Source organism: Nonomuraea sp. NPDC050783, assembly GCF_040802095.1.
Lineage (GTDB): Bacteria > Actinomycetota > Actinomycetes > Streptosporangiales > Streptosporangiaceae > Nonomuraea.
In genome coordinates, this window is the sequence record NZ_JBFAHK010000005.1 from 250,443 (window position 1) to 262,436 (window position 11,994).

The following is an 11,994-nucleotide window of genomic DNA, read 5'->3' on the forward strand; positions in this document are numbered from 1 at the left end:
CCCGGGCGGGCCGGACCTGGCGCGCTCGCGCGATCGGGCCCGCCGGCGCCGGCTCAGCCGGTCAGGCCGAGCACGAACGCGACCGGGACGAACGCGACCGCGAGCGCCACCGCCCACCAGCGGGGCGCCGGCCCGGTCCGCAGGACCGCGACGCCCAGCGGGACGAGGGCGACGGCGAGCCCGGCCAGCGCCACCAGCGAGGCCGGGTCGCTGCTGCCCTTGAGCACGCCCAGCGGCAGGGCGGCGGCCGACGCGAGCGCCACGCACCGGGCCGTCCCCCGGAGGCCGGGGCCGAACGCCCCGGCGAGGGACGCGCCGATCGCGAGCACGACCCAGCCGCCCATGATGCAGATGTTGGCCGCCTTGAACACGTGGAAGGCCCCGTAGGTGGCGGCGACCGCCCGCTGCGCGGCCGGCAGGCCGAGCACGTCCACGAGCTGGAAGGCCAGGTGGCTCACGCCGGCGTGGAAGACCCGGCCGAACAGGCCGAGCACCGCCAGCGTGGCGCCCCACGCGGCCCAGCCGGGGCGCCGGGCGCCGATCACGCGGGCCAGGCCGGTCACCGCGGGCCACAGGAGCACGACCCCGGCCGTGTACAGGCCGTAGGAGAGCGCCATCCGGGCCGGGGCGGCGGCGTGGGCGGCGAGCTGGCCGGGGAAGAAGTCGTCCTCCCCGGCGCGGGCCAGCACCCCGGCGAGCAGCAGGAGCGGGCCGAGCACCAGGCCGGTCCCCTCGACCCAGCGGCCGGGCGGGGTGGTGGTGGCGGCGGGGGTGTGCGTGGTCGTCATGGTGACGATCCAAGCGGCGGGGCGGCTGCGGCACACGGGTGCTGCCTGGACGAACCCACTCCATCCAGCACTACCCCGGTTGACTTTCGATAGCCTGCCAAGTCTGGCAAAGCTGTGAAGTTTCATCACGTTCCGTGATGTTCCATGACAGAAGGGATCGTGCCCGTGCTCGACGCCGGCCTTCAGGCGCTCCGGGAGGCGGCGCGCCTCTCCCCCGACAACCTGCCGCTGCGGCGGCACCTCGGCGAGCAGCTTCTCGCCAAGGGGTACCTGGCCGAGGCGGAGGCGGAGTTCCGCGCCGCGCTCGTGCTCGCGCCCCGTGACCTGGACGTGACGGCGGGCCTGGTGGACGCGTTCATCCGGCAGAGCGCGTACGGCGAGGCGCTGGCCGCGCTGGAGCCCGTCCTGGCGACGCCCGGCTACCCGCCGCGCATGGGCGTCCTGGCCGCCCGGGCGCTGCTCGGCGAGGGTGACCTCGGCCGGGCCGCCTACCGCTACTACGAGGCGATCTCCCGCGACCCGTCCGTGGCCGATCCCGAGGTCGCCACGGCCCTCACCATCCCCGCCGCCGGCCCCGCGCACCCGGCCCATCCGGCCAACGCCACCTCCTCCGCGCCCGGCGCCCCGCTCGGTCCCGTCGCCGGCCCGGACGCCGCTCCCGCCGCCCCGCACGCGCCCGCCGCGGCCCCGGCTCCCGCGGAGGCGGACGGGGCCGAGGTGGAGCGGTCGCGGACGACGTTCGCCGACGTCGCCGGCATGGACGCGGTCAAGGAGTCCCTGCGCGTCAAGCTCCTCCTGCCCCTCCAGCAGCCCGAGCTGTTCGCCGCCTACGGCAAGCGCGCCGGCGGCGGCGTCCTGCTGTACGGCCCGCCGGGCGCGGGCAAGACCCACCTGGCCAGGGCCGCCGCCGGCGAGCTGGGCGCGGCGTTCGTCAGCGTCGGGCTGGCCGACATCCTGGACATGTACATCGGCTCCAGCGAGCGCAACCTGCGCGCCACCTTCGACCTGGCCCGCCGCAACCGCCCGTGCGTGTTGTTCTTCGACGAGGTGGACGCCCTGGCCGCCCGCCGCTCCGACGCCCGCCACACCCACAACCGGCAGATCGTCAACCAGTTCCTGGCCGAGCTGGACGGCGTGGACGCCGACGCCAACGAGGGCGTCCTGGTGCTGGCCGCCACGAACGCCCCCTGGTACATCGACGTGGCCTTCCGCCGCCCCGGCCGCTTCGACCAGCTCGTGTTCGTGCCGCCGCCCGACCTGAGCGCCCGCGCGGCCATCCTGCGCATCCTGTGCCGCGACAAGCCGCTGGCCGAGATGGACTTCGAGGCGGTGGCGCGGGCCACCGAGCACATGGTGGGCGCGGACCTGAAGGGCGTGGTGGACCGCGCGGTGGAGGTCAAGCTGCACGAGTCGATCCGGGCCGGCCGCCCCGTCCCGATGACCACCATGGACCTGCTGGCCGCCGCCAAGGCCGCCCGGCCCACCGCCGTACGGGAGTGGATGGCCACGGCCCGCAACTACGTGCTGCACTCCAACGAGTCCGGCGCCTGGGACGACCTGCTGCCCTGGATCAAGGGCAAGTGGTGAGGACCGCCGAATCCCTCCAGCGGGCGCGGACGCTGCTCCAGCTCTCCCGCCCCGCCGAGGCCGAGCGGGAGCTGCGCGGCGTGCTGGCCGCCGAGCCCGAGCAGGAGCTGGCCCACTGCCTGCTGGCCCTGGCCCTGATCGGCCAGGGCAAAGCCGGGGAGGCCGCCGAGGAGGCGCGGGAGGCCGTCCGGCTCGCCCCGGAGAGCTGGTATCCGCACTACGTCGCCGGCCAGGTCCACTACCGCTCGGGCCAGGCCGACCTCGCCGTACGGGCCGGCGAGGCGGCGCTCGCGCACGCGCCCGGCGAGGCGGCGGTGTGGGAGCTGCTGGCCCGCGCCCACGCGCTCGCGGGCCGCTGGCGGCAGATGGCGCGGGCCGCCGGCAGCGGGCTGGCGCTCGACCCGGAGAGCTGCGACCTGGCCGCGTTGCAGTCGATGGCGCACACCCGGCTCGGCGAGGCCGAGCCGGCCCGGCGGGCGGCGGCGCACGCGCTCCGGCTCGACCCGGAGAGCGCCATCGCGCACCTGGCGGCCGGCCGGGCGGCGCTGGCCTTCGGCGAGCCGGGGGCAGCCGCCGGGCACTTCCGCGAGGTGCTCCGGCTCGACCCCGGCTTCGGCCAGGCCAGGGACCTGCTGGTCACGGCGCTCAAGGAGCGCAACCCGCTGCACCGCAGGCTGTCGGCGCTGCGGCGGAGCTACCGGGGCGGCTGGCGGCTGCTGTTCCTGCTGCCCGCGGTGCCGCCGCTGATCGTGGTGTTCGTGCTCATCGCCGTGACGCACTGGCTGGCCTGGGTCGCCGAGTCGGTGACGGTGCTGCGGCTGGCCCGCGCCCGCGCCACCCGGCTGCTGTTCGAGGGCGCCGAGGCGCGGGTCGCCGCCGTCTGCTGCGTGCTGCCGGTCGCCGGGGCCGCGGCGCTCGCGCTGGGGATCGCGCTGGGCGCGGAGGCGCTGGGGACGGCGGGCGCGGCGGTCATGGCGCTGGTGACGCCGGTGCAGGAGGCCGCGCACACCGGCTCGCACGCGGGCCGCGCCGTCCTGTACGCCTGGACCCTCCTGCTGGCGGTGGCCGCCGTCGTGGCGGTGGTGACGGGGGTGCCGCCGGTGGCGCTGATGGCCGCGTACGCCGCGCTCGCCACGATCTGGGTCGCCGCCTGGGTCCGCCGCGCGGCACCGCCCGCGTCCGCGCCCACGTCCGTGTCCGCGTCCGCTTCCGGTTGAAAGTTTCACGCGTTCGCGCAGGTCAGAGCGGCCGCGGAGGCGACCCGCATTGACGGCCCGCGCGGGCGCTGGCGAGCATGGCGCCGCGTTCTCCCTCCTCGAAAGGGCACCCCCATGCACCTGTCCAAGGCGGTGACGTCCGCTCTGGCCGCGCTCGTGGCGGGCGCGGCCGTGACGGTCGCGCTGACCACGGCGGCCCCGGCGGGAGCGGCCGCCGGCACGGGCACCGGCTACCTCCGGACCAGCGGCAACAAGATCATCGACAGTACGGGCGCGACCGTGCGCCTGACCGGCATCAACTGGTTCGGCATGGAGACCGACAACCGGACCTTCCACGGCCTGTGGTCCAGCAACCCGTGGAAGAGCCAGATCGACCAGATGGCCGGCCTGGGCTACAACACCCTGCGCGTGCCGTACTCCAACGACGCGCTCAAGCCCGGCGCGACGGCCACCGGCATCAACGACTACGTCAACCCGGACCTGGTCGGCCTCTCCCCGCTGCAGATCCTGGACCGGGTCGTGGACTACGCGGGCAGCAAGGGCATGCGGATCATCCTCGACCGCCACCGCCCGACCTCCGCCGGCCAGTCGGCCCTCTGGTACGTCCCCGCCACCCCGGAGAGCACCTGGATCAACGACTGGAAGTCCCTCGCGCAGCACTACGCGAACAACCCGACGGTCATCGGCGCCGACCTGCACAACGAGCCGCACGCCCAGGGCACCAACCCGAACGCCACCGGCGCCTGCTGGGGCTGCGGCGACCAGGCCCGCGACTGGCGGCTGGCCGCCGAGCGGGCGGGCAACGCGGTCCTGTCGGTCAACCCCAACTGGCTGATCTTCGTCGAGGGCGTGAGCTGCCCGAGCGGCGGCGAGTCCAACGTGTGGGACGGCGACCCGAGCAACGACGAGGACTGCGGCTGGTGGGGCGGCAACCTGTCGAAGGCAGGCGAGTTCCCGGTGCGGCTGAACGTGGCCAACCGGCTGGTCTACTCCCCCCACGAGTACGCCACCTCGGTCTACCACCAGAAGTGGTTCGACGACCCGTCCTACCCGGCGAACATGCCCGCGATCTGGGACAAGTACTGGGGCTACCTCTACAAGCAGAACATCGCCCCGATCATGATGGGCGAGTTCGGCACCACGCTGACCGCGAACGTGGACAAGATCTGGCTCCAGGAGCTCATGAAGTACACGGGCACCGGGGTCAACGGGATGTCGTTCACGTACTGGTCGTGGAACCCGAACTCCGGTGACACCGGCGGCATACTCAACGACGACTGGACCACCGTCAACCAGGCCAAGCAGGCCATCCTGCAGCCGTACCTGATCCCGCCGGTCGGCAGCGGCTCCACCCCCTCCAGCACGCCGACCGACCAGCCGGGGCAGTGCACGGTGACCTACCGGCAGGCGAACGCCTGGCAGGGCGGCTTCCAGGGCGAGCTGACCGTCAAGAACACCGGCACCGCGGCCATCGGCAACTGGTCGGCCACCTGGACGCTCCCGTCCGGGGTGACGCTGGTGAACGGCTGGAACGCGGTCGTCACCCAGTCCGGCACGACCTGGACCGCCAAGGGGCCGGACTACGCGAGGAGCCTCGCCCCCGGGGCGTCCGTGGCGGTCGGCTTCACCGCCAACGGCCCGGCGAGCACCCCGCAGAACGCGAGCTGCTCCTGACGGCCTGACACCCCGCGGGGCCGCGGGCGGAAACGCGCTCCCGCCCGCGGCCCTCTTCCTGCCGGGCGCCCGTCCCGCGACGATCGCGGGGCGGGCGCCCGTTCATGTCCCGTCGCGGCGGGTTGACCAGGACTGACCGGTAGTGGATAACGGTATTCCGACAGGGGGAGTAAACCTGCACTGTTACGGAGATCCCGATGACACGTCTGGCTACTCCTGCGCTGGTCGGGCGGGACGTTCCCCTACGCACGCTCACCAGCGCCATCACCGGCCCGCCCGCCGTCATCCAGGTGCAGGGCGAGGCCGGGATCGGCAAGACCCGGCTGGTCCGGGCCGCCATCGAGTGCGCGGCCGCCACCGGCCGCGCCGACCGTACCGTCCTGCTCGGGCACTGCCACCAGATCCGCGAGCCGTTCCCGTACGGGCCGGTCCTCGACGCGCTGCGGCACCTCGCCCCCGCCCTGCCCGGCCCCGACCGGCTCAGCCCGGTGACCGGGGCGCTGCGCGCGTACCTGCCCGAGCTGGCCGGCTGCCTGCCGCCCGAGCCGTCGCCCGCGCCTGACGACCCGCGGGCCGGGCGGCACCGGCTCTTCCGCGCCGTGCACGCGCTGCTGGCCGCGGCCGGGCCGGTCGTGCTCGTCGTCGAGGACCTGCACTGGGCCGACGACGGCACCCGCGACCTGCTGCGCTTCCTCATCGGGCAGCCGCCGGACGGGCTGGCGCTGGTGGTGACGTTCCGGCGGGAGGAGCTGCCGGTGCCCGGGCTGCCGTTCGGGCACGCCTACCGCAGGTCGCCCGGGGTGCGCAGCGAGGTCATCCCGCTGGCGCCGCTCGACGTCGAGGAGGTGCGCCGGCTGGCCGGGGCGCTGGCCGGGCAGGCGGCGGCCGGGGCCGAGTTCGCCGCCCGGCTGCACGAGCGGACGGCCGGGGTGCCGTTCGTGATCGAGGAGGTGATGCGCTCGTTGCTCGACGACGAGGGGCGATTACCCGGGCCGGAGGCGCTCGACCGGATGGCGGTGCCGCTGCTGCTGCGTGAGGCCATGGCCGAGCAGCTCGCCGGGCTGTCCCCGGCCGCGCTGCGCGCCGTGCGCGCCGCCGCCGTCCTCGGCGTCCCGGCCGACGAGCCGCTGATCGCCGCCGTCGCCGAGCCCTCCCCCGGCGGCGACGACGAGGGCGGCCTGTGCGCGGCGCTCAAGGCGGGCGTGCTGCTGGAGCACCCCGACGGCCAGTACGCCTTCCGCCACGCCCTCGCCCAGCAGGCCGTCTACGACACGATCCCCGGCCCCGACCGGCGGCTGACCCACCAGCGGGCGATGGACGTCCTCGCCGCCCTCGACCCGCCGCCGCTCGTCCAGCTCGCCCACCACGCCCGCCGCGCCGGCGACCTGGCGGCCTGGCAGCGGCACGGCGCCGCCGCCGCCGACCACGCCGCCGCGATCGGCGACATCCCGCTCGCCGTCGAGGTGCTGGAAGGGCTGCTCGCCGACCCTAAGCTGCCGCGCGAGGCGCGCGGCCCGCTGGCGCTGCGGCTCAGCCGGCTCGCCGCGATCGGCCTGTCCCACCGCCGCGTCGTCCGCATCCTGCGCCACCTGCTCTCGGACGACTTCCTGTCCCCCCGGGTACGCGGCGAGGCCCGGCTCAACCTCGGCGTGCTGCTGTCCAACCAGGCGGGCGCGGTCGCCGCGGGCCGCCAGGAGATCCTGGCCGCCCTGCCCGACCTGCGCGACAACCCGAGCCTCGCCGCCCGCGGCCTGGCCCTGCTCGCCATGCCCGCCTGGGGGTCGGAGCCCCTGGCCGCCCACCAGGAGTGGATGGCGCGGGCGGAGCGGCTGCTCGTCGAGGACCAGGACCCGGAGCTGACCGCCGCCGTGCTGGCCAACAAGGTCACCCTCGCCATGCTCACCGGCGCCCCCGACGCCTTCGCGCAGGTGGCCGCGATGCCGGTGGACGGCCCGTCCGCGGCGGTGCGCCGGCAGGTGGCGCGCGGCTACTCCAACCTGTACGACGCCGCGCTCGCCCTCGGCCACTACGCCGCCGCCGAGCGGTTCGCCGAGCGCAGCAGGCGGATCGCGGAGGAGACCGGGGCGCTCTACCCGGCGTTCCTGGTGGAGATGTCGTCGATCCGGCTCGACCTGCTGACCGGCCGCTGGGCCGGGCTGCGCGAGCGGGCGCTGGCAGCGGTCGAGATGACCTTCGAGGCGCCGCTGCTGGCGGTCGAGGCCCGGCTGGCGCTCGGCGTGCTGGCCCTGGCGCGCGGCGAGTGGGACGAGGCCCGCGAGCACCTGGAGGCGGCCGGCGTCCGGGACGCGGACTCCGGCTTCCTGCCGGTGGCCCTGGCCGGCTCGGCCGCGCTGGTGGAGCTGCACCTGGCCAGGGGCGCCCCGGACGCGGCGCTGCACGAGGCCGGGCTCGGGCTGGAGCGGCTGCGGCGCAAAGGCGTGTGGGTGTGGGGCGACCAGCTCGTGCCCGCCGCCGTGGTCGCGCTGCTCGGGGCGGGGCGGTGGCGGGAGGCGGAGGAGCTGGTGGCCGAGTTCGCGGCCGGCCTGGCCGGGCGGGACGCGCCGGCGGCCCACGCGGGCCTGCACGCCGCCCGCGCCACCCTCGCCCGCGCCACCGGCGACGCCGCCCTCGACCGGACGGCGTGGGAGGAGGCCGTGCGCTGGTACGGGCGGGCGCGGGAGGCGTACGAGGCGATGCCGCGCCCGTACGGGGCGGCCCGGGCGGTCGAGTCGCAGGCCGGCGCGCTGCTGGCGCTCGGCGACCGGGAGGCCGCCGCCGGGATGGCCGCCGACGCCGCCGACCGGTACGCCGCGCTCGGCGCCACCCACGACGCGGCCCGCTGCCGCCGCCTGCTGCGCGACCTCGGCCCCCTCGCGGGCGGCTCCCGCCGGACCAGGCGGGGCCGGGGCGAGGTGTTGTCGCCGCGCGAGAGCGAGGTGGCCCGGCTGGTCGCGCAGGGCCGTACCAACCGGGAGATCGCCGAGGTGCTGTTCCTGTCGCGCCGCACCGTGGACACGCACGTCGCCCAGGTCCTGCGCAAGCTGGGCGTCCGCACCCGGACGGAGATCAGGGAGCCCCGGCCGGACAGGCGGCCGGGGCTCCAGGACGGCGGGGCGCCCTGACGGAGGGTCAGTACGTCAGGGGCCCGCGCCGCCTGAGGGTGCGGATCAGACGGTGATCGACCAGGAGTCCAGGTAGCCGGTGTCGCCGGTGTAGACGTCCTCGATGTCGAGCACCCAGGTGCCCGCCGCCTGCTGGGTCACCGGGACGGAGAACGTCCTGGTGCCGTACTGGGTGCAGGTGGTGCCGCCGTAGGGGTCCACGACGTACCAGGTGCCGTTGGGGCCGCGCAGCCAGATGTCGAGGTCCTCCGCGCACGTGTGGCTGATCGTGATCGACAGCCGGACCGGCGAGGTCGCCGTGCCGGTCGCCGTGGAGGTGATCGAGCTCTGGGTGTTGGCGCCGTCGTTGATCGGATAGTCGGTGTCGTTGGTGAAGGTCCGGCCGTTGGAGGTGCCCTGGACGGTCAGCGCGTACGTCGCCGTCCTGGTCACCGTCTCGCCCGTGCCGGTCACCGTGACGGTGTAGCTGCCCGCCGGGGTGGTCGGCGCGGTGGAGATCGTCATCGTGGCCGAGCCGCCCGAGGTCACCGAGGCGGGGTTGAAGCTCGCCGAGGCGCCGGTGGGCAGGCCGGTGGCCGACAGGTTCACGGTCTGGGCGGTGCCCGCCGTGGTCGTGGTGGCGATCGTGGTGGTGGCCGGCGAGCCGGCCTGGACGGTGCCGGAGGACGGGTTCGCCGAGACCGAGAAGTCACGCGTGGGCGGGTTGCCGCCGGCCGCCTGCTTCCAGACCACGTACATGGCGGCGTCGGCCGCCCGGTCCAGGACCGTGTCGTTGATGTTGGACGTGGTGTCGCACGAGGAGTGGTAGCAGGAGTCGTACGCCCGCCCTGCGGTGCCGCCCCACTTCGCGGCCTGCGCCGACGTCTTCGTCGCGCTGGCGCCCGCGGCCACGCCGGAGCTGGCGATGCCGGCGTTGCGGAAGGAGGCGTCGTCGGAGCGGTTGGCGCCCTCGGTGTTCTCCTCGGGCTGGAGGCCGAGCCGGTCGTAGAACTCCTTCAGGTACGCGGCCCCGGTCGTGGTGATGTTGTTGATGAAGTAGCCGCCGTTGGTCGAGCCGACCATGTCGTAGTTGTAGTAGACCTGGATCTTCGACCGGTCGCTGGAGCTGAGCGAGTTCACGTAGAACTCCGAGCCGTTGAGCCCCTGCTCCTCGTCCGTCCACCAGCCGAAGCGCACGTGCTTGGACAGCGTCGGGTTGCGCTGGGCCAGCGTGAGCGCGACCTCCAGCAGGCTGGCCGAGCCGGAGGCGTTGTCGTTGATGCCGGGGCCGGCCGCGACGCTGTCGAGGTGGGCGCCGGACATGACGACCTGGTTCGTGTCGCCGCCGGGCCAGTCGGCGATCAGGTTCGGGCCCGCGCCGCTCGTGCAGTACGTCGTCGAGCAGCTCTGCCGCACCACCGTGTACCCGGCGTCGCGCAGCTTGCCCTCGATGTAGGAGACCGACTGGAGGTAGCCGTTGGTCGTGGACCTGCGGGTGCCACCGTTGGCGGTCGCGATCGACTGGAACTGCGTCAGGTGCGTCTTCACGTTGGACAGGCTGACGTCCGGCGGGTCACTGCCGCCGGGTCCCTGGCCGACGGTGAGCGTGTACGTCGCGGTGTGGGTGGTGGCGCCCCTGCCGGTCACGGTGATCGGGTACGTGCCCTGCGGCGTGGAGGAGCCCACCGACAGCGTCAGCGTCGAGGAGCCGCCGGAGGTCACCGACGCCGGGTTGAAGGCGGCGGTGGTGCCGCTCGGCAGGTCGGAGGCGCTGAGGCTGACGGTCTGCGCGCTGCCCGAGGTGGTCTGGGTGCCGACCGAGACCGTGAGCTGCTGGCCGGGCGAGGCGTTGCCGGACGACGGGGTCAGCGACATCGAGAAGTCGTTGCCCGGCGCGGTGCCGCAGGCGGGCTCGGTGGAGGCCGCCGCCACGCTGACCGCGCTCCAGGCGGCCTTGGTGGAGGTGCACTCGGCGCTGTTGGCGCCGTACAGCTCGATCGCGGCCGCGACCGAGGCGGCGCGGACGTTGGTGTAGCGCCAGGTCGAGGTCTTGCGGCTGAGCGCGCCCAGGTAGATCTTGCCGGCCTTCTGGATGCCGACGCCGGTCACCGAGGACGGCCCGCCGGAGCAGATCGGGCTGGACGGCTTGCCGCCGCCGGGGTTGTTTCCCTCGGCCAGCAGGTAGAACCAGTGGTTCAGCGGGCCGGCCGCGGAGTGCACCTCGGTGTTCGGGATCGAGGAGGAGTAGCAGTTGGGGTCGCCGAGCGCGGACGGGTTGTACATGTTGCGGATCGGGCCCTGGCCGACCAGGTTGACCTCCTCGCCGACGAGGTAGTCGGGCGGGTCCTGGGCGTGGTTGGCGTAGGCCTCGGTGAGCGCGCCGAAGATGTCGCCGGTGCCCTCGTTGATGCCGCCGTTCTCGTTGCCGGAGCCGGCGCCGCCCGGCGTGGTCTGGAAGATCGCGTGGCCGAACTCGTGGGCCACGACGTCGATGGACGTCGCCTGCTGGCTGTTGGCCTGGTTGTGGCCGAAGTTGGTGTAGCTGCCGTTCCAGTAGGCGTTGACGTCGCTCAGCCCGACGCGGGCGGGGAAGCCGCGGCCGCTGCCGTTGATGCCGTTGCGACCCAGCCAGTCGCGCAGCATGTCCCATTCGCGCTGCACGCTGTAGAGGGCGTCCACGCAGGCGGTCTCCAGGTTGGTGCCGGAGCCGTTGCCCCAGGAGTCGTCGGGGCCGGTGTAGGGGCTGCCGTTCTGGCCGCCGCACTGCAGGCCGGGCCTGGTGCTGTCGGTCATCGAGTACGAGCTGCCCGAACCGCTGGTCTGGATGGTGACCTGGCCGTAGTAGTAGCCGTTGCCGGTGCCCGCGCGGACCAGGTCGTAGGAGTCGGCGATCTTGCCGGTGCGGGCGTCCACGAAGACGTGCTGGATGCTCGGCTTACCGTCGACGAGGCCGCTGACCACGGCCTCCCAGGTCAGCCGGGGCCGCTCGCCCCAGGCCAGCACGACCAGCCGCGGCGCCGCGGTGTCGTCCACCCGTGACAGCTTCGTTCTGGCCACCTCGGTGGCGCGGGCGGCGTCGATCTTCGCCTTGACGGGCACGTCGCGCGGGCTCGGCCCGGAGGCCGCGACCGTGTCCCTGACGTGCCCGGCGGCGTCCGTGACCACGACCGCGTCGCCGCCCACCACGGGCAGTCCCTTGTACGTGCGCTCGTACGCCACGTAGAACATGTCGCTCGCGCCCGGCGTGACCGAGACCCGGCTGTATGCCTCGTCCGGTCCCCTGGTCAGCTCGTCGAGCTGGCTGGCGACGGCCTGGTCGGCCACCGCGGCGGCGCGGGAGACGGGGTCGGCGGCCGCTCTTCCGCTTGTGGCGGGGGCCGCCCCGGGCGGGGCGGCGTGCGCGGGCGGCGCCTGCAACGCCACCGAGGCGGCTGTGGCCAGGCCGGCCACCGCAGCCAGTAAGGCTTTGCTTCTCACGGCTGTCTTGCTCCTTTCGGCGTTCCCCCGGCCGCCGGGGCGCTTGTGAGCGCGTACGGCGGGCACCGCGCCGCCCGGGATCGCCCGGGCCTCGCGTGGACGGCGGGGAAACTGGGGGGTGATGGGGGGTGTCGGGAAAGCGAGCGAACC

6 protein-coding genes are annotated in these 11,994 nt (G+C 74.6%); 4 read left to right on the forward strand and 2 right to left on the reverse strand.

Features of this window, described 5'->3' with window-relative positions; translation table 11 throughout:
• Positions 1–53: 53 nt before the first annotated feature.
• Positions 54–788, reverse strand: a complete 735-nt coding sequence (locus AB0H75_RS15790) for a hypothetical protein (RefSeq protein ID WP_367796503.1) — start codon at positions 786–788, stop codon at positions 54–56.
• Between the two features lie 144 nt (positions 789–932).
• Between AB0H75_RS15790 and AB0H75_RS15795 the strand changes: the two genes are divergently transcribed.
• From AB0H75_RS15795 to AB0H75_RS15810, 4 genes are all read left to right on the forward strand, one after another.
• Positions 933–2,375 (forward strand): AAA family ATPase, encoded by a 1,443-nt coding sequence (locus tag AB0H75_RS15795; RefSeq protein WP_367796505.1) that lies wholly within the window; start codon positions 933–935, stop codon positions 2,373–2,375.
• Positions 2,372–3,592, forward strand: coding sequence for a tetratricopeptide repeat protein (locus tag AB0H75_RS15800; protein WP_367796507.1), 1,221 nt, complete (start codon positions 2,372–2,374; stop codon positions 3,590–3,592). The genes AB0H75_RS15795 and AB0H75_RS15800 overlap by 4 nt, the downstream gene beginning before the upstream one ends.
• A 114-nt stretch (positions 3,593–3,706) precedes the next feature.
• Complete coding sequence (locus AB0H75_RS15805) at positions 3,707–5,266, forward strand: cellulase family glycosylhydrolase (RefSeq protein ID WP_367796509.1); 1,560 nt, start codon at positions 3,707–3,709, stop codon at positions 5,264–5,266.
• Between the two features lie 197 nt (positions 5,267–5,463).
• Entirely contained in the window at positions 5,464–8,388 is a 2,925-nt protein-coding gene (locus AB0H75_RS15810) for an AAA family ATPase (protein WP_367796511.1), read from the forward strand.
• Positions 8,389–8,433: 45 nt separating this feature from the next.
• Here the strand turns inward: AB0H75_RS15810 and AB0H75_RS15815 are convergent, their stop codons facing one another.
• Positions 8,434–11,844, reverse strand: a complete 3,411-nt coding sequence (locus AB0H75_RS15815; RefSeq protein WP_367796513.1) for a M28 family peptidase — start codon at positions 11,842–11,844, stop codon at positions 8,434–8,436.
• Positions 11,845–11,994 lie beyond the last annotated feature (150 nt).

What these genes read in the sequence shown, in the direction of transcription:
- AB0H75_RS15790 (WP_367796503.1), bottom strand. Translation starts at nt 788, where the DNA reads ATGACGACCACGCACACCCCCGCCGCCACCACCACCCCGCCCGGCCGC.
- AB0H75_RS15795 (WP_367796505.1), top strand. Translation starts at nt 933, where the DNA reads ATGACAGAAGGGATCGTGCCCGTGCTCGACGCCGGCCTTCAGGCGCTC.
- AB0H75_RS15805 (WP_367796509.1), top strand. Translation starts at nt 3,707, where the DNA reads ATGCACCTGTCCAAGGCGGTGACGTCCGCTCTGGCCGCGCTCGTGGCG.
- AB0H75_RS15810 (WP_367796511.1), top strand. Translation starts at nt 5,464, where the DNA reads ATGACACGTCTGGCTACTCCTGCGCTGGTCGGGCGGGACGTTCCCCTA.